Origin of the sequence: Methylobacterium terrae (assembly GCF_003173755.1) — a bacterium.
Lineage (GTDB): Bacteria > Pseudomonadota > Alphaproteobacteria > Rhizobiales > Beijerinckiaceae > Methylobacterium > Methylobacterium terrae.
In genome coordinates this window covers 4,631,691-4,649,853 of record NZ_CP029553.1, presented here as the reverse complement: position 1 = coordinate 4,649,853, position 18,163 = coordinate 4,631,691, and the positions used below count along the sequence as shown (strand labels likewise).

The 18,163-nt window shown below is 70.9% G+C and carries 13 protein-coding genes; 4 read left to right on the top strand and 9 right to left on the bottom strand.

Going from position 1 to position 18,163, the window contains the following annotated elements:
* Window positions 1–26: 26 nt before the first annotated feature.
* The 5 genes from DK419_RS21575 to DK419_RS21555 all read right to left on the bottom strand — a co-directional run bounded on the left by DK419_RS21575 (window position 27) and on the right by DK419_RS21555 (window position 5,091).
* Window positions 27–374 carry a curlin repeat-containing protein gene (locus DK419_RS21575; RefSeq protein WP_162561346.1) on the bottom strand — a complete coding sequence of 116 codons (348 nt, stop codon included), beginning with the start codon at window positions 372–374 and terminating at the stop codon, window positions 27–29.
* Between the two features lie 164 nt (window positions 375–538).
* Entirely contained in the window at window positions 539–823 is a 285-nt protein-coding gene (locus tag DK419_RS21570) for a hypothetical protein (RefSeq protein WP_109960912.1), read from the bottom strand.
* 632 nt (window positions 824–1,455) lie between these two features.
* Window positions 1,456–2,967 (bottom strand): undecaprenyl-phosphate glucose phosphotransferase, encoded by a 1,512-nt coding sequence (locus DK419_RS21565; protein ID WP_109960911.1) that lies wholly within the window; start codon window positions 2,965–2,967, stop codon window positions 1,456–1,458.
* Between the two features lie 164 nt (window positions 2,968–3,131).
* Window positions 3,132–4,340 (bottom strand): glycosyltransferase family 4 protein, encoded by a 1,209-nt coding sequence (locus DK419_RS21560; RefSeq protein WP_425352602.1) that lies wholly within the window; start codon window positions 4,338–4,340, stop codon window positions 3,132–3,134.
* 178 nt (window positions 4,341–4,518) lie between these two features.
* The gene (locus tag DK419_RS21555; RefSeq protein ID WP_109960909.1) at window positions 4,519–5,091 is read right to left on the bottom strand and encodes a polysaccharide biosynthesis/export family protein; all 573 of its coding nucleotides are present in this window, start codon (window positions 5,089–5,091) and stop codon (window positions 4,519–4,521) included.
* 209 nt (window positions 5,092–5,300) lie between these two features.
* Here DK419_RS21555 and DK419_RS21550 point away from each other — a divergent pair, with 209 nt between their 5' ends.
* Window positions 5,301–7,655, top strand: coding sequence for a GumC family protein (locus DK419_RS21550; protein WP_109960908.1), 2,355 nt, complete (start codon window positions 5,301–5,303; stop codon window positions 7,653–7,655).
* A 123-nt stretch (window positions 7,656–7,778) separates the two neighbouring features.
* Here DK419_RS21550 and DK419_RS21545 read toward each other — a convergent pair whose 3' ends face one another.
* Both DK419_RS21545 and secA read right to left on the bottom strand, forming a co-directional pair.
* Window positions 7,779–9,296 carry an FAD-dependent monooxygenase gene (locus tag DK419_RS21545; RefSeq protein WP_109960907.1) on the bottom strand — a complete coding sequence of 506 codons (1,518 nt, stop codon included), beginning with the start codon at window positions 9,294–9,296 and terminating at the stop codon, window positions 7,779–7,781.
* 601 nt (window positions 9,297–9,897) lie between these two features.
* Window positions 9,898–12,771, bottom strand: coding sequence for a preprotein translocase subunit SecA (secA, locus tag DK419_RS21540; protein WP_109960906.1), 2,874 nt, complete (start codon window positions 12,769–12,771; stop codon window positions 9,898–9,900).
* Between the two features lie 245 nt (window positions 12,772–13,016).
* Here secA and DK419_RS21535 point away from each other — a divergent pair, with 245 nt between their 5' ends.
* The gene (locus tag DK419_RS21535; protein WP_425352678.1) at window positions 13,017–14,243 is read left to right on the top strand and encodes an ABC transporter substrate-binding protein; all 1,227 of its coding nucleotides are present in this window, start codon (window positions 13,017–13,019) and stop codon (window positions 14,241–14,243) included.
* A gap of 259 nt (window positions 14,244–14,502) precedes the next feature.
* Here the strand turns inward: DK419_RS21535 and phbB are convergent, their stop codons facing one another.
* Together phbB and DK419_RS21525 are read right to left on the bottom strand one after the other, a co-directional pair.
* Window positions 14,503–15,231, bottom strand: a complete 729-nt coding sequence (gene phbB / locus DK419_RS21530) for an acetoacetyl-CoA reductase (RefSeq protein ID WP_109960904.1) — start codon at window positions 15,229–15,231, stop codon at window positions 14,503–14,505.
* A gap of 181 nt (window positions 15,232–15,412) precedes the next feature.
* Window positions 15,413–16,594 (bottom strand): acetyl-CoA C-acetyltransferase, encoded by a 1,182-nt coding sequence (locus DK419_RS21525; RefSeq protein WP_109960903.1) that lies wholly within the window; start codon window positions 16,592–16,594, stop codon window positions 15,413–15,415.
* A 279-nt stretch (window positions 16,595–16,873) separates the two neighbouring features.
* On the opposite strand from DK419_RS21525, the gene phaR reads away from it, so the two are divergent.
* Both phaR and DK419_RS21515 read left to right on the top strand, forming a co-directional pair.
* A complete protein-coding gene (gene phaR, locus DK419_RS21520) occupies window positions 16,874–17,479 on the top strand; it encodes a polyhydroxyalkanoate synthesis repressor PhaR (RefSeq protein ID WP_109960902.1) in 606 nt (201 codons plus the stop codon).
* A 68-nt stretch (window positions 17,480–17,547) separates the two neighbouring features.
* The gene (locus tag DK419_RS21515) at window positions 17,548–17,772 is read left to right on the top strand and encodes a hypothetical protein (protein ID WP_109960901.1); all 225 of its coding nucleotides are present in this window, start codon (window positions 17,548–17,550) and stop codon (window positions 17,770–17,772) included.
* Window positions 17,773–18,163: the final 391 nt, after the last annotated feature.

Genomic DNA, 18,163 nt, shown 5'->3' with positions numbered 1-18,163 from the left:
GGGCGCGGCGGGCTCCCGGCCCGCGATCACGGCATGCGCAGGCTGCCCCGCGGCAGGACGGTCTCGTATTGGCCGATGAAGGCGGAGTTGGTGCGGCCGGTCTGTGCGATGCCGGCACGCGGGTTCGCACCGGCCTGCATGATCCCGGCCATGTTCGACTGGCCCGTCTGCGTGACGGTCGTCGGCCTGACCTGCGGGCCGACCTGAATCACGCCGTAGACGTTGGCCTGGCGCATCTGCGTGACGCTCAGCGCCTGCGCGTGAACCGCGCCCGCGACGAGGCCCGCCGCCAGCCCGGCCAGGATGCCCAGCCCGGCGGGAAAGCCCGATCCGCCCTGAAGGCCCAGATTGGCCAAGACGCCCAGCCCTCTCATGGCACTCACTCCCGGCCTCCGTGCTCGTCCCGATCGCCCCGGCAGCGCCGCGGCGCGCCGTCGAGGGGTGCGAACGCCGCCCCGCGGGAACGCGGCGGCGTCGGCTGGATCGCGGGCGCCGCGATCGTCGCTCGGAGCGGCCCGCTCCGGACGTCGCCGCGCCTTTACGGCATGTAGCTCGGGCGGGGGCCGGTCTGGATCACGCGGGCGCCGTTGGAATAGCCGTACTGGCTGATGCCGGCGGCGTTGTCGGGGCCGCGCTGGCGGATCCCGGCACCGTTGAAGGTGCCGTTCTGTGACGTGATCGCCGTGTTGCTCAGGCCGCGCTGGGCGGTATAGGCGCCGTTATACACGCCGTTCTGGTTGATGATGGCGGTGTTCCCGGCGAGAGCGGCGGTCGCCGTGACCAGGGACGCGATGCCGACGACAGCGAGAGTGCGCAGAAACATCTTGTTGATCCTCCGAGGACGGCCGCTTTAGACGCGCGCCTTGTGTCGTTTCAAGAAACGACATACGCCTCGTTAACTATCTTTTAACCGTTAGGCAATGTCGGAATCCTGACAACTGGCACAAGGGAGTCTTTCTCGGGCCCGGCAACCGGACCGGCTTGGAGCAATCAAGTGCAGCGAGTCACCCGCTCGGGCACGGAAATCGACCAAGGCTGACAATACGCTACCCGACTATAATATACTTGATGCGTATCAATTATTATTTATGCTACATTTATATTTATCGACGTCGCCGACACGACGACGAAATTGCCGCAGAATCGCCGCCATGGCTGTCTGGCTACTCGGCTACATTCGACCGGAACAAGGAGGAAACACTTGAAGCGGCTGCGCATCCGCGCCGTACGTAGTTTTCCACCTGATCGTCTCGCCATCCCGCGACGGCCGGGGGAACCGTTCCCTTCTCGCGCGGGACCGTCAGGGAAAGGGTCGCGCCCCTCGCAGCCTCCCGACGCTCTCCCCGGACAAGGCTGCCCTGCCTCGGGCGAGGGCCGGGCGACGGCGCGCGACGCCGGGGGGTTGCCGCTCGCGGGGCTCCCGGCCCGGAGGCCGGATGCGCCGCGGCGCCTTCGTCAGTACGCGTTCTCGGTCTTGAACAGCGCCAGCGGGGTCATCGCCAGGATCTGGAGGTCGAAGAAGACCGACCAGTTCTCGATGTAGTACAGGTCGTGCTCGACCCGGCGCTGGATCTTCTCGTTGGTGTCGGTCTCGCCGCGCCAGCCGTTGATCTGGGCCCAGCCGGTCATCCCGGGCTTCACCTTGTGGCGGGCGAAGTAGCCGTCGACGACCTGGTCGTAGAGGGTGTTGGCGGCCTTGGCCTGGAGGGCGTGCGGGCGCGGCCCGACGAGCGACAGGTCGCCCTTCACCACGTTGATGAGCTGGGGCAGTTCGTCGAGCGAGCTCTTTCGGATGAAGCGGCCGACCCGGGTCACCCGCGGGTCGCCCTTGGTGACGACCTTGGCGGCGGCGTGGTCGCACTGGTCGGTGTACATCGACCGGAACTTGTAGACGTCGATGACCTCGTTGTTGAAGCCGTGGCGCTTCTGGCGGAAGAAGACCGGGCCCGGCGAGGTGAGCTTCACGGCGAGCCCCACCGCCAGCATCACCGGCGAGAGCAGGACGAGCAGGATCGCGCCGACCACGCGGTCGAACACGCCCTTGACCACCACGTCCCAGTCGGCGATCGGGCGGTCGAACACGTCGAGCACCGGCACCGAGCCGAGATAGGAGTAGCTGCGCGGGCGAAGCCGGAGCTTCGAGGCGTGGGCCGAGAGGCGGATGTCGACCGGCAGGACCCAGAGCTTGGCCAGCATCTGCAGGATGCGCGCCTCGGCCGAGATCGGCAGCGTGAACACGATCAGGTCGACCTTGGTGCGCCTGGCATAGGTGACGAGGTCGCTGACGGTGCCGAGCTTCGGGTAGCCGGCGACCACGTCGGCGGAGCGGCCGTCGTTGCGGTCGTCGAACAGGCCGACCACCTTGAGGCCGGAATCGCCCTGCGCCTCGATCGCCCGGATCAGGGCCTCGGCCGGCTCGCCCCCGCCGACCACGGCGACGCGCCGGTCGAAGCGGCCGCGCCGCATCTGGGCGCTCACCACCATCGACAGCACGAGGCGCTCGGTGACCATGAGCGCCAGGCCGCCGCCGTAGACGCTGAACAGCCACAGCCGCGAGTACTGGTCGCCGATCTTGGCGAAGAACAGCACGGTGGCGGCGACCAGCATCACCAGCGACCAGCCGAGCACCACCCGGGCGCCGACGCTGAAGAAGGCCCGGAACGCCCGGATGCCGTAGGCGCCGAGCGCCTGGAGCACCAGCACGTTGAGGGCGGCAAGACCCAGGATCGCCGCGACGTAGCCGAGATGCAGCGGCACGATCCCGGCGAGCAGCCAGCGCTGGGCGCACAGGCCGGCGAGCGCGACGAGGACGAACTCGACCGCCCGGACGCAGCCGGTGAACACCACCGGCGAGACGACCGGATCCGGCCGCACCGGCGCCACCGTCTCGGCGGGCGGCACCGCCTCGCGGCCGGACTGCCCGGCCGCCACGGTCTTCAGGATGTCGCGGACGTCGAACGCACTCATGGTACGGTTCTCATGGTACGATTCTCACGGCACTGTTCCGGTCCCGGATCGCGGCGGGCGAGGCCGCCGCGTACGGGGTCTGTCGCGAGCCTGCCCGCCGGGACTGAGGGAAGGCTTAAGGCGACCGCGAAGAGATTGTTGAAAATCGACGATGTCCGGCCGCCTCAGCCGCGCCGGTCCCGCGCCGCGGCGTAGCCGGCGAGCCCGTCCTCGGCCATCCGGTTCATCGAGAAGCGGCAGCGGACGAAGGCGCTGAGCGCCGCCGCCTCGCCGCGGCGCTCCTCCGGATCCTGGTCGATCTTGCGCAGGATCGCCCCGGCCAGCGCCGCGGCGTCGCGCGGCGGCACCAGCGCGGGGGCGGCGGGGCCGAAGATCTCCGGGATGCCGCCGACGTCGGTCGAGACCAGGGGCTGGGCCCCCGCGGCCGCCTCGAGGATCACGTAGGGCAGCGATTCGGCGAGCGAGGGCACCACCATCACGGTGGCGCGGCTCAGGGCGGCGCGGATCGGCTGGGGCGGCTCGAACTGCACGTCCCGCGCGAGGCCGAGGGCGGCGACGCGCGCGCGCAGGGCGGCCTCGTCCGGCCCCGAGCCGACGACCAGGAGGGTCAGGCGCCGCCCCTGCTCCCGGCGCAGGCGCGCCAGGGCCTCGAACAGCACCGGCACGCCCTTCGCCTCGCGCAGCTCGCCGATATAGACGAGGTCGAACGGGTCGGAGCTCGCGACGATCGGGGCGAACTCCGCCGCGCCGATGCCGTTGTGCACCACCCGCACCAGCCGGTCGGTCGGCCCGACATAGGCCCGGTAGCGCCCGGCGATGTAGTCGCTCTCGAACAGGAACACGTCGGTGCGGCGGGTGAGCAGGCCCTCCGCCCGCATGTAGAGGCGGTGCAGCGGCGTCCCGGGGCGGTAGTTGAAGCTGCCGCCGTGCGGCGTGTAGGCCCGGACCGGGCGCGCCCGCGGCCCGACCGGCGCCAGGCGGGCGAACAGGCCGCCCTTGGAGCCGTGCCCGTGCAGCACGGTGGGCACGGCGCGGCCCACCAGGCGGGAGAGCGCGGCGAGCGCCGCGAGGTCGCTCGGATGCGGGTTGCGGCGCATCGGCACCCGGGTGACGCCGAGGGCGAGGTGCGGCGTCAGCTCGGCGAGGGCCGCCTCGGCCCGGGCGCCGCCGGTGCTCGCGTCGCAGAACAGGCCGACCGCGTGGCCGGCCTGCGCCTGCAGCCGCGCGACGTCGACCACGTGGCGGAACAGGCCGCCGACCGGGGCGCGGAACACGTGCAGGATCCGCTCCCGCGGGGCATCCGCCGCCCGGGGCGTCGGCGCGGCGTCCGACGGGGCGGTGTCTGCGGCGAGGCGACGATGGGAGGCGGCCACGGGCGTGTCCTCGAGACGGATGACGGCGCCGCGGCGCGCGGCAGCCTCCATCTCGCCCGAAGCCCGTGGCCGGGAGGTTAAGGGCGCGCCCGCAAGTCGAGCCCGGCCCGGTATCGCTGGCTGCGTGGTTAACGACCGGTCACGCGCAAGACGAGCCGTGCGGCTCGACCGCCGGACCTCAGAACCAGCGCTCCTTGACGACGATCGTGTCGCCGGGCCGGACCGGGTAGGTCATCGGAACGATGCCGGAGACGAGGCCGGTCGGCCCCTCGCGGGTGAGCACGGCGTAGTCGCGGGCGGCGCGCGGGCCGAAGCCCGCCGCGATCGCGACCGCCGTCTCGACCGTCATGCCGCTGACATAGGGGTACTGGCCCGAGGTCGTGACCTCGCCCAGGATGAAGAACGGCCGGTAGATGTCGACCTCGACGGTGACGTGCGGCTCGCGCACGAACCCCTCGCGCAGGCGCGCCTCGATGGCGCGGGCGGCCTGGGCCGTGCTGCCGCCGGCGACCTTGATCGGGCCGATCAGCGGCAGGGCGATGCGCCCGGCGCCGTCCACCGCGTAAATGTTCGAGAGGTTGTCCTGCCCGAACACGATCACCCGCAGCTTGTCGCCCGCGGCGAGCGAGTAGGCGGCGCCGACCGAGCCCGTGCCGGTCTCGTCGAGCAGCGCCGTGCGGTATTCCGGCCGCAGGCAGCCGCCGAGCGCGAGGGTGGTCGCCATGCCTGCGAGGAGGGCGCGTCGGTTCATCGCTTCCGGCCAGTCCAAATCGTGTCGGCGGGGTGTTGTCCCCAGCTCTAGGGCGCCGTGGTTAATGAAGTCTGACGCACGGGACCGCCTGTCCGGGACCGGATCGTCGCCGCCGGGAGGGCCTTAACTCGCCCGCAACCTTAATCGGGTGTTCTCGCGCCGAAGGCCCTCCCCGGGTCGTCTTCCCGCTCCCCGACCGACGGTCCACCATGCCCCGCGTGTTCTCCTTCGCCGAGCGGTCGCATTCCCGCCTGCCCGACCGCCTCGCCGGGAAGGGCCGGAAGGCCGCCCGCACGCCGCAGCCCCCGGCGGCGGACGCCGAGGCCGGGCCGGCGCGGGGAGCCGAGGACGGCCTCAGCCTCGGCGATGTCGGGCGCCTGCTGCGGCGGCGCAAGCTGGTCATCCTGCTGCCGACGCTCGCGGCCTTCGGGCTCTCCGTCGCCTTCGTGCAGGTGGTGACGCCGCGCTACACCGCCGAATCCAAGATCCTGCTCGAGAGCCGCGACAGCGCGCTCACGCGGCTGCAGCAGGATCGCGGCGAGCTGCCCCAGCCGATCGACGAGCAGGCCGTGGCGAGCCAGGTCCAGGTGGTGATGTCGCGCGACCTCGCCCGCGAGGCGATCAAGCAGCTCGGCCTCGTCGGCAACCCCGAATTCGATCCCCTGGTCCAGGGCGTCGGCGGGCTCCAGCAGGTGCTGGTGATGCTCGGCCTCGCCCAGAACCCCCTCGACCGCGACCCGCTCGACCGGGTGCTCGAGAAGTACTACGAGCGGCTCCTGGTCTATCCCGCCGGCAAGTCGCGCATCCTGACGGTCGAGTTCCGCTCGAAGGATCCCGAGCTGGCGGCGAGGGCCGCCAACCTGATCTCGGACCTCTACCTCTCCTCGCTCGCCGCCGCGAAGGTGGACACCGCCCGCTACGCCTCGACCTGGCTCGGCTCGAACATCGAGGCCCTGCGCAGCCGCGTCTCGGAGGCCGAGGCGAAGGTCGAGACGTTCCGGGCCCGCAACGGGCTGATCGGCAGCGGCGGCACGGCCAACCAGCCGCTCGCCGCCCAGCAGCTCGCCGAGCTCTCGACCCAGCTGACCCAGGCCCGCGCCGCCCAGGCCGATGCCGGCGCCAAGGCCAAGCTGATCCGCGAGATGCTGAAGGACGGCCGCGGCTTCGAGATCCCGGACGTCGCCAACAACGAGCTGATCCGCCGCCTGGTCGAGCAGCGCATCGGCCTGAAATCCCAGCTCGCCCTCGAGGCCCGCACGCTGCTGCCGCAGCATCCGCGCATGAAGGAGCTGAGCGCCCAGCTCGAAGGCCTCGAGACGCAGATCCGCGCCGCCGCCGACCGCACCGTGCGGGCGCTCGAGAACGATTCCCGCATCGCCGGCAGCCGGGTCGAGAGCCTCCAGGCGGCGGTGGACGCCCAGCGCACCGTGGTCGCCAAGGCGAACGGCGACGAGGTCGCGCTGCGGGCGCTGGAGCGCGAGGCGAAGGCCCAGCGCGAGCAGCTCGAATCCTATCTCGGCCGCTTCCGCGAGGCCGCGGCCCGCGACGCGGCGAGCGCAGCCCCCGCCGATGCCCGCGTGGTCTCCCGCGCGGTGGTGCCCGACCTGCCCTCCTTCCCCAAGAAGCTGCCGATCATCGTCTTTGCCACCGTCATCGCCTTCCTGTTCGCCGTCGGCGGCGTGGTGGCGAAGGCGCTACTCGCCGGCGATCCCCCGGGCCGCGGCCGGGGCCGCCCGCCCGTGCGCCGGCGCGAGGCCGAGCCGCAGCCGGACGCCTCCTTCGTCGCGGCCCCGCGCCCCTTGCCGGCGATGCCCGCGGCGGCCTCCGCCGCCCTCGCGCCCGAGCCGGAGGTGATCGCGAGCCCCACACCCAATCCCGCAGCGGAGCCGGCGCCGCCCGCCGAGCCGGTCCCCGCGGTCGCGCAAAATCCCGCGCCGGCGCCGGCCGCCCGGGCGCCGTTCGAGGCGCGCTACGACCTCGACGTGCTGGTGGCCCGGCTCGACGCGATCGAGACCGCGAGCGGCGGACGGCGGGTGCTGCTCGTCGGCACCGGCGACGAGGCGGATCTCGACGGCCTCGCCCGCAGCCTCGGCCGCGCGGCCGTGCTGCACGGCCGCGCCCTGATGGTGCGCCTCGATGGCCCGCGGGGCGCGCAACCGGGCCTGACCGACCTCGTCGCCGGGCGCGCCGACTTCACCACGGTGATCCAGGCCGATGCCGGACCGCGCCTCAACCTGATCGGCCGCGGCCGCGGCGGGCCCGAGGCCCTGATCGCCGGGCGCGACGCGCTCGGGCTCACCTTCGATGCGCTGGGCGAGGCCTACGACTGGGTGATCGCCTGCCTCGGCGACGGCTTCGAGGCCGAGACCTGGCCCCTGGTGAGCGCGCTCGCGGCGTGGATGGACGCGGTGGTGATCGCCTCGAACGCCGAGGCCGACGACCCGCGCCTCGTCGGCCTGTTCGACACCGCCGAGGCCGCCGGGGTGCCGGAGGTGATCGTCGCCCGGGACCGGGTGCCGGCCCAGGTCGAGATGCCGTCCTACCCGCTGCGCCGGACGGCGTGAGGCGCCAAGCGGCGGATCTCGCTTCAGCTGCCAGTGGAGGCAGGGAGTGACGGCCGGCGCCGGTGGATCACGGCGCGACGCCTTCGGGGTCGACCTGGCCGGGGCAGGGTCACCGGCCTCCGATCAGTTGCCGAACCATTGCGTTGCAACCCGCTCGGCGACCGCCTCGTCGGGGGAGGCCTCGCTCGCCCAGGCGACGATCCCGTCGGGCCGCACGAGCAGGGCGCACAAGCCCAGCCGGTCCCGCACGTCCGCCGCGACATAGCTCAGCCGTGCGGAGCGCCGGTCCGCGAGGGCCTGGAGAGGCGCATTCCGGTCGAAGTCCAGGAGCAAGCCCTTGCCGGAGCGCAGGAGGCTGCCGACCCGTCGCCCGTCGCTCAGCACGAAATCGGGAACGCCGCACCCGACCAGCGGATGATCGCTGCCGAGATCGTAGCGGAGCGTGACGCCCCACGAGCGTTCGGCGAAGTAGGTTGCGCCGTCCGGCGTCTCGATGAGGTCGCGGATGATGGCTTCGAGGGCCCGCGAGCTCCGGCTCGGCCGCATCAGTGCGACCTGGGCCCGCGACCAGTCGAGCACGCGCGCACCGACCGGGTGACGCTCGCGCTCGTAGCTGTCGAGGAGGTCCGCCGGCGCGTCACCACGGATCGTGGCTGCCAGCTTCCAGCCCAGGTTCATCGCATCGCCGAGACCGAGATTGAGGCCCTGGCCCCCGAGGGGCGAATGGATGTGCGCCGCATCGCCGGCCAGCAGCACGCGGCCGTCGCGGTACGCGCTCGCCTGACAGGCGCGGTCGGTCCAGGTCGCGGCCAGTTCGAGCCTGGTTACCGCGACATCGGTGCCCGAGATCCGGCGCAGGACCGCCTCGACGTGCCCGCGCGTGATCGGCGCGGAGCGATGGAAGGCGCCGCCGTCGAAATCCGCCATGCCGATCGTGCCGGGCGGCGTGAACGTGTACATGCCCTCGGCGGTGTAGTGGCGGCCGGGCTCGAGCGCGTCGGCGTCGGCCAGCTCGGCCTGGGCCGAGTAGCCCGTGAATTCCGGCTCGGTGCCCGCAAAGCCGATGCCCGCCGCCTTGCGCACCACGCTGCGGGCGCCGTCGCAACCGACGAGCCAACGTCCCCGGAATTCCCCGCCGCCCGCCTGGACGACGACGGCCTCGCCCGTCCGGACGAAGCCCCGGACTCCCCCGCCCCGCAGGATCTCGACCCCCGATGCCTCTGCGCGCGCGGTCAGGACGGCTTCGATGCTCGCCATCTCCGCAGCGAGGGTGCCGACCGGGCCGGGAAGGCGACGAGGCCAGCGCGCGGCGTCGACCTGATCGTGGAAGAACTGGATGCCGGCGAAGTGGCCCGCCGGGCGGCGGGACCGCGTCATCCAATGCGCCGCCTCCGCCGGGGCGCGGACGGCCATGTCGGCCACGATCCCGTCCAGCAGGCCGCGTCGATCCAGGCTCTCGATCGTCGGGACCGACAGGCCGCGGATCCCGAACGGGGCGCGCTTCAACGGCGAGGACGGATCGCGGGCCCGTTCGAGGACCAGCACGGAGCAGCCGGCCAGCGACAGCTCACAGGCGAGGAACAGGCCGACGGGGCCTGCGCCGGCGATGATCGTATCGTAGAGGGTCGTCGATGCGGGCATGGTCGGACTCCGGGGTCGATGTTCGACCGGAGCGTTTCCCGAACCCGAAACCCGCGCGGACGAACGGTCGGGCGCGCGAGCGCGTCCTTCGTTCGCCGTGGGGATCCAAGGCACGAGGCCAAAGACCAGAGCTTTCGTTACCGAAAGGACTTGGGCTTACCAAACCAAGTCTGCCTTTTCCGACATCGCGACCTTAGCGCACCGGCGACCGGGCTGCAACGGCCACGCCACGCCGTGGAGACATGCCTGGATTCCGGCAGGGCTCGCATACGGGTGCGGCCCGGTGCGTCTCCGCCGCCCGGCATGAGGCGAGGGTGGGAAACACCCGCTTTCGGGCAGAGAGGCAGGGCCCCGCTCGCCGCCCCCGGCGACGGCAGGCCGATCGGGCCTGATCCCGGCACGGGTAGCGAATTCCTGCCTCGTCATCCCCGGGCCGCGCAGCGGAGCCCGGGATGACGAGGGAGGGCGCCGAATCGGCCGGCCCGCGCCGGGCGGGTGCGCCCCCATCCGCGGAGGACCGGCCCACCGGGTTCCGTCCCCATCGAGCCCGGGCGCGGCATCCACCGCATCCGGGCCGGCTCACGCTCCGGGGGCCGTTCGCTCAGACGTCGTCCGCGGCGAAGCGGCCGTGGCAGTGCTTGTACTTCTTGCCCGAGCCGCAGGGGCAGGGCTCGTTGCGCCCGACCCGGCCCCAGGTGGCGGCGTCGTCGGGGTTGCGCTCCAGCACCGGGGCGTCGGGGTTGAGCGCCTGGCCGGCGAACTCGTAGGCGCCCCCTCCCCCACCGGCCGCACCCTCCGCGTAGGCGAACTCGTTCTCGCCGGTGACGGGGTCGAGGTGCTGGGCGAACATCGGCGGCAGCGTCTGGGCCTCCGGCTCCTGGTACATGATCTCGACCCGCATCAGCTGGCCGGTCACCTGCTCGCGCAAGTTGCCGACGAGGCCGTTGAACAGGTCGAACGCCTCCGACTTGTACTCGTTGAGCGGATCGCGCTGGGCGATGCCGCGCCAGCCGATCACCTGGCGCAGGTGGTCGAGGGTGACGAGGTGCTCGCGCCAGAGGTGGTCGAGGCTCTGGAGCAGAACCTGCTTCTCGACGTAGGCCATCACCTCGGGCGTGTTGCGGGCGGTGCGCTCGGCGTAAGCCTCGTCGGCGGCCTTGCGCAGGCGCTCGCGGATCTCCTCGTCGGCGATGCCCTCTTCCTTGGCCCAGTCCTCGACCGGCACGTCGAGGTTGAGGTCGCGGGTGACGCTCTCGCGCAGGCCCGCGATGTCCCACTGCTCCGGATAGGCGTCCTCCGGCACGTGGCGCGCCACCACGTCCTCGATCACGCCCTGGCGCATCTCGTCGACGGTCTCGCGCACGCTGTCCTGCGCCATGAACTCGCGGCGCTGCTCGAACACGACCTTGCGCTGGTCGTTCATGACGTTGTCGTACTTGAGCACGTTCTTGCGCATGTCGAAGTTGCGCGCTTCGACCTTCTGCTGCGCCTTGGCGATCGCCTTGTTGATCCAGGGGTGGATGATCGCCTCGCCCTCCTCGAGCCCGAGGCGCTGGAGCATGCCGTCCATGCGGTCGGAGCCGAAGATCCGCATCAGGTCGTCCTGAAGCGAGAGGTAGAACTTCGAGCGGCCGGGATCGCCCTGGCGGCCGGAGCGGCCGCGGAGCTGGTTGTCGATGCGCCGGCTCTCGTTGCGCTCGGTGCCGACGATGTAGAGGCCGCCCGGAAGGGGGTTCTTGCGGCCGGCGGCCGGGTCGGCGGGCTCGCCCGAGGCCAGCACCCGGGCGCGGTTCTGGTCGATCTCGGCCTTGAGGCCGGCGATGCGGGCGTCGCGCTCCGGCCCCTCGGGGACGTTGGCGAGCTCCTGCTCGATGCGCATGTCGAGGTTGCCGCCGAGCTTGATGTCGGTGCCGCGCCCGGCCATGTTGGTGGCGATGGTGATCGCGCCCGGCACGCCGGCCTCGGCCACGATGTAGGCCTCCTGCTCGTGGAAGCGGGCGTTCAGCACCGCGAAGCGCTTGGTCACCCGGCCCTCGCGGGCGGCGGCGTAGACGTCCTCGAGCGCCGACGGGTCGCTGTAGTCGAGCGGCTTGTAGCCGTGCTGCTGAAGCAGCGACGCGAGGTGCTCCGAGCGCTCGATCGACCCGGTGCCGACCAGCACCGGCTGCAGGCGCGAATGCGCCCGGTCGATCTCCTTGATGATCGCGGCGTACTTCTCGTCGACGGTGCGGTAGACCTCGTCGTCCTCGTCGACGCGCTCGACCTCCTTGTTGGTCGGAATCTCGACCACTTCGAGGTTGTAGATCTCCTGGAACTCGTCGGCCTCGGTCGAGGCGGTGCCGGTCATGCCGGCGAGATGCTTGTAGAGGCGGAAGTAGTTCTGGAAGGTGATCGAGGCGAGCGTCTGGTTCTCGGGCTGAATCTCGACCCGCTCCTTGGCTTCCAGCGCCTGGTGGAGCCCTTCCGAGTAGCGCCGGCCGGGCATCATGCGGCCGGTGAACTCGTCGATGATCACCACCTCGTCGTTGCGGACGATGTAGTCCTTGTCGCGGGTGAACAGGGTGTGGGCGCGCAAAGCCTGGTTGACGTGGTGGACGAGCGTCACGTTGTGGGCGTCGTAGAGGTCGCCCTCCTTGAGGATGCCGGCCTCGCGCAGCACTTCCTCGATGTGCTCGTTGCCGGCCTCGGTCAGCGAGACGGTGCGCTGCTTCTCGTCGAGGTCGTAATCCTCGCGCACGAGGCGCGGCATCACCGCGTCGATGGCGGTGTAGAGGTCGGAGCGGTCGTCGATCGGCCCCGAGATGATCAGCGGCGTGCGCGCCTCGTCGATCAGGATCGAATCGACCTCGTCGACGATCGCGAAGTTGTGGCCGCGCTGGACCATCTGGCCCAGCTCGTACTTCATGTTGTCGCGAAGATAATCGAAGCCGTACTCGTTGTTGGTGCCGTAGGTGATGTCGCAGGCATAGGCCGCCTTGCGCTCGACGTCGTCGAGGCCGTGGACGATGATGCCGGTGGTGAGACCGAGGAAGCGGTAGACCCGGCCCATCCACTCCGCGTCGCGGCGGGCGAGGTAGTCGTTGACGGTGACGACGTGGACGCCCTTGCCCGAGAGCGCATTGAGGTAGGTGGCGAGCGTCGCCACCAGGGTCTTGCCCTCGCCGGTCTTCATCTCGGCGATGCCGCTCTCGTGCAGCACCATGCCGCCGATCATCTGCACGTCGAAGTGGCGCTGGCCGAGCACGCGCTTGGCCGCCTCGCGCACCGTGGCGAAGGCCGGGACCAGGATGTCGTCGAGGGTCTTGCCGGCGGCGAGCTCGGCCTTCAGGGCGTCGGTGCGGGCGCGCAGGGCCTCGTCGGACAGGGCCGCCAGCTCGGGCTCGAGGGCGTTGATGGCCTGGACGCGGGGTCGGTATCCCTTCACCCGGCGGTCGTTGGACGACCCGAAGATTTTCTTGGCAAGGGAACCGAGCATCGTGAACCTGCGATCGATCGTAACGGTAGTGGCGCGCGCCGCGGGCGCCTTATAGGCCCATATAGGGAGCCGTGCACCCAAAAGGCAGCGGGCGCGCCGGCCCAACTTGGCCGTGCTGCGAAAGACGGGGGGCGGGGCACGCACCCGCCGCTTGATTCCCGCCCCGGCACCGCCCTAGCTGCCACCCGCAGGACAAGGGGCCGCACGGGAACCGGAAGCGGCCGGGGAGGAACGACATGACACGTTTGAGCAAGGCGCTCGCCCGCACCACCGCGCTCGCCGCCGGTCTCTGCCTCGCCGTCGCCGCGCAGGCGCAGACGCCGGCCCCCAAAGGCGCCTCCGACGGCGTGGTGAAGATCGGCATCCTCAACGACCAGTCCGGCGTCTACGCCGATTTCGGCGGCCGCGGCTCGGTCGAGGCGGCGAAGATGGCGGTCGAGGATTTCGGGGGCAAGGTCCTCGACGTGCCGGTGCAGATCGTCGACGCCGACCACCAGAACAAGCCGGACATCGCCTCGAACGTCGCCCGGCAATGGTACGACACCGACCGCGTCGACGCGATCATGGAGCTGACCACCTCCTCGGTGGCGCTCGCCGTGCAGGGCCTGTCGAAGGAGAAGCGCAAGATCACCATCGTGGACGGCGCCGCGACCTCGGACCTCACCGGCAAGCAGTGCACGCCGTACGGCTTCCACTGGGCCTACGACACCCACGCGCTCGCCGTCGGCACCGGCGGCTCGCTGGTCGAGACCGGCGGCGACACCTGGTTCTTCCTCACCGCCGACTACGCCTTCGGCTCGGCGCTCCAGGCCGACGTCACCCAGTACGTGACCCAGAAGGGCGGCAAGGTGGTGGGCGCGGTGCGCCACCCCTTGAGCGCCCAGGACTTCTCCTCGTTCCTGCTCCAGGCGCAAGGCTCGGGCGCCAAGATCATCGGGCTCGCCAATGCCGGGCTCGACACCTCGAACGCGATCAAGCAGGCGGCGGAGTTCGGCATCGTCCAGGGCGGCCAGCGCCTCGCGGCCCTGCTCTTCACCCTCTCCGAGGTCCACGGCCTCGGCCTCAAGGCGGCGCAGGGCATCGTGCTGACGGAGGGCTATTACTGGGACCTCGACGACCAGGCCCGGGCCTTCGCCAAGCGGTTCATGGCGAAGACCGGCAAGATGCCGAACATGATCCAGGCCGGCACCTACTCGTCGGTCACGCACTACCTCAAGGCCGTGAAAGCCGCCGGCACCGACGACACCGACGCGGTGGCGGCCAAGATGCGCGAATTGAAGGTCGACGACTTCTTCGGCCGCGGCGGCACGGTGCAGGCCAACGGCCGCATGGTCCACGACATGTACCTGTTCCAGGTCAAGACGCCGGCCGAGTCGAAGGCGCCGTGGGACTACTACAAGCTGCTGGCGACGATCCCGGGCGACAAGGCGTTCCTGTCGGCCAAGGCGAGCGGCTGCCCGCTGACGCAGTAACGGCCGGACGGTTCGGGAAGACCTTCCCACCGCCCACGGTCGTCCCGGGAACTCGCCGCAGGCGAGAGCCCGGGATCCGGACACGCAGGACGTTCGGGATGAAGCGGATCGCGCTCCGGTTCGCTCCACATCGCCTGTGGTTCTGGGCGTGCCTTCGGCATTCCGGGCTCCGCCGACGCGGCCCCGGAACGACGAGGAGGGTGTGAGACCGGTCGAGCCAAGCAGCAAGGGGCGCCCCGTCCGGGACGCCCCGCCCCGATCAAGCGAAGTACTGGCCGCCGTTGATGGTCAGCGTCGAGCCGGTGATGAAGCCCGCGTGCTCGCCGGCCAGGAACTCGACCGCGCGGGCGATCTCCTCGGCCTCGCCGAGGCGGCCGACCGGGATGTGCGGCAGGATCTTGGCCTTCAAGACCTCGGGGGCGATCGCCTTGACCATCTCGGTGGCGATGTAGCCGGGCGCGATCACGTTGACGGTGACGCCCTTGTTGGCGTTCTCCTGCGCCAGCGCCTTGGCAAAGCCGATCACGCCGGCCTTGGCGGCGGAGTAGTTGGTCTGGCCCATCTGGCCCTTCTGGCCGTTGATGGACGAGATCAGGATGATGCGGCCGAAGCCGCGGGAGCGCATGCCGTCGATCAGCGGACGGGTGCAGGTGAACATCGAGTCGAGGTTGGTGCGGATCACCGCCTGCCACTGCTCGAAGGTCATCTTGTGGAACATGCCGTCGCGGGTGATGCCGGCATTGTTGACCAGGATGTCGATCGGGCCGAGCTCGGCTTCCGCCGCGCGGATGCCGGCCTCGCAGGCGGCGGCGTCGCCGACGTCGAACTTGAAGACCGGGATGCCGGTCTCGTCCTTGAAGGCCTGCGCGGCCTCGTCGTTGCCGCCGTAATTCGCCGCGACCTTGTAGCCGGCCTCCTTCAGCCCCTTCGAGATCGCGGCGCCGATGCCGCGGGTGCCACCGGTGACCAGTGCGACGCGTTCTGCCATGTGCCCTCTCCTCTTCGCGCGTTCGAGCGATCCGTCCCTCGGCGCACATCCGTGGATACGTTACGGAAGGCGGCCGTTCCACAATGAAGGCGGGTGCTGTCCCGCTTCTTTAGGTACTAACTTCAGTGGGGCGGCCAGGCTCCCGGCCGCCCCGGTCACGAAGGTCGAATTTTCGTCGCTCTCAGCGCTCGAGGCACATGGCGACGCCCATGCCGCCGCCGATGCACAGGGTGGCGAGGCCCTTCTTGGCGTCGCGGCGCTGCATCTCGTGCAGCAGGGTGACGAGGACGCGGGCGCCGGACGCGCCGATCGGGTGGCCGATGGCGATGGCGCCGCCGTTCACGTTCACCTTCGAATCGTCGAAGCCGAGGTCCTTGTTGACCGCGAGCGCCTGGGCGGCGAAGGCCTCGTTGGCCTCGATCAGGTCGAGGTCGGAGGCCTTCCAGCCGGCCTTCTCGAGGGCCTTGCGCGAGGCCGGGATCGGGCCGGTGCCCATGATCTTCGGGTCGACGCCGGCGGTAGCCCAGGAGGCGATGCGGGCGAGCGGCTTGAGGCCGCGCTTCTCGGCCTCGGCGGCCGACATCAACACCAGGGCGGCGGCGCCGTCGTTGATGCCGGACGCGTTGCCGGCGGTGACGGTGCCGTCCTTCGAGAAGGCCGGCTTCAGCTTGGCCATGCCCTCGGGCGTCGCGCCCTCGCGGATGTACTCGTCGGCATCGACCACCACGTCGCCCTTGCGGCCGGGCACGGTGACGGGGGCGATCTCGTCCTTGAAGCGGCCTTCCTTCTTGGCGGCCTCGGCCTTGTTCTGCGAGCGGGCCGCGAAGCTGTCCTGCTCCTCGCGGGTCAGCTGCCACTGCTGGGCGATGTTCTCGGCGGTGTTGCCCATGTGGTAGCCGTTGAAGGCGTCCATCAGGCCGTCCTTCAGCATCGTGTCGACGAGCTTGAGGTCGCCCATCTTCTGGCCGCCGCGCAGGTACTGGGCGTGGGGCGCCATCGACATCGATTCCTGGCCGCCGGCCACGATGATGTCGGCGTCGCCGTTGGCGATCTGCTGCATGCCGACCGCGACGGTGCGAAGCCCCGAGCCGCAGAGCTGGTTGAGGCCCCAGGCGGTCTTCTCCTGCGGGATGCCGGCGGCCATGGCGGCCTGGCGGGCCGGGTTCTGGCCCTCGCCGGCGGCGAGCACCTGGCCGAAGATCACCTCGTCGACCTCCTCGGGGGAGACCTTGGCCCGCTCCAGGGCCGCCTTGATGGCGACCGCGCCGAGCTTGTGGGCCGGCACGGTGGCGAAAGCCCCGTTGAACGAGCCGACCGGGGTGCGGGCGGCCCCCACGATGACGATATCAGCCTTCTCAGCCATGCGCCTCTCCTCTCGTCCCTTTCCCAGCGTCGCGGGCCGCCGACGGCCTCAGTCCCGCGCGCTTTGCGATGGATGAAAGCGCTGCAATGCGGGAAGTCAAGGCGCGCCGGGCCCGTTGCCCCACTGGCAGCGCGGCCAGTTTGCGTGGACGGCGCGCAGATTGCTGTTTTCGCCGGCACACGAAGGCCTTAAGGTCCAATCATGAGAACCGGTGAAAATTCGGCTCGCCCGGCGCCGTCCAGTCCCCGCCGGGTTCGCCAAGAGGGAGATGACGCACCGATGGCGGAGAGCGGCAAGTCGACACCCACCGTCATCAAGAAGTACGCCAACCGGCGTCTCTATCACACCGGGACCTCGACCTACGTCACGCTCGAGGACCTCGCCGCCATGGTGCAGGCCGGCGAGGATTTCGTGGTCTACGACGCCAAGTCGGGCGAGGACATCACCCGTTCGGTGCTGACCCAGATCATCTTCGAGCAGGAGAACAAGGCGGGGGCCGAGAACCTGCTGCCGGTGGCGTTCCTGCGCCAGCTGATCCGCTTCTACGGCGACAGCATGCGGGCGATGGTGCCGAGTTTCCTCGAGCACTCCATGCATCACCTCGCCCGCGAGCAGGATGGTCTGCGCGAGAAGATGTCCCAGACTTTCGGTCCCACCGCCTTCCAGCACGCCATGGAGGAGCAGGTGCGGGCCAACATGAGCTTCTTCAACGAGGCCATGCGGATGTTCACGCCGTTCGGACCCGGCGGCCAGCCCGCCGCCGACGACAAGCCGGCCGAGGCACCCGCGGCGCCCCCGGCCACCGCGCCGAAGGGCGAGCTCGACGACATCAAGCGCCAGATGGCCGAGATGCAGAGCCGGCTCGAGGCCCTGGCCAAGAAGTAGCGGCGCGGGGCGGGACACGGCAGGCGGCTTGCGGCGTTGACCCGCCATCGCCCCGCGGAGCCCGCGCCATGTCCCACCCCGACACACCCGTCCCGGCCGCGGACGCCACCGGCCGGGCCCTCGTCCCGACCGAGGCCGCGGCCCCTCCCCCGCCGGTGCCGGCCCGGCCGCTCGCGACCTTCCTGGTACAGCTGATCGACGGGCCGACCGGGCGCTTGCGGCCCTCGCGCCTCGACCGGTCGCGGGCGGCCTCGGCGCGATACGCCGCCGCGTCCGGGCACCAGGGGTACTGACGTCGGGGCGGGATCGTCCATCTCGGGGCGTATCCCGGAGGCCGGGCATCGATCGGAGAGGCCGCGCGTCCGGATCACCGGGCACCGCCTCGCCTTATCCAGGCGCGAGGCGGTCTCGCGCGGTCGAAATCCTCTCAGCTGCGCGAGACGCGATGATCGAAGCCCGCGCATGCCCGGGCTCGCGCCCGCGCGGGCGCGTCCATCGCGGGCGCGTCCATACGGGGCGCACAAACGACGAAGGCCCGTCGGCGCACCGACGAGCCTTAAGGGGCAGGGTCCACGTTCCAGGGTGCGGGTGGTCTCGCACGGCACGATCGTGATGGCCGTCTCGGCCCCGTACCGTATTCAGCCCGCCCTGAAGCCACTATCCCTGTCGCAAGTAGTCCGGTGG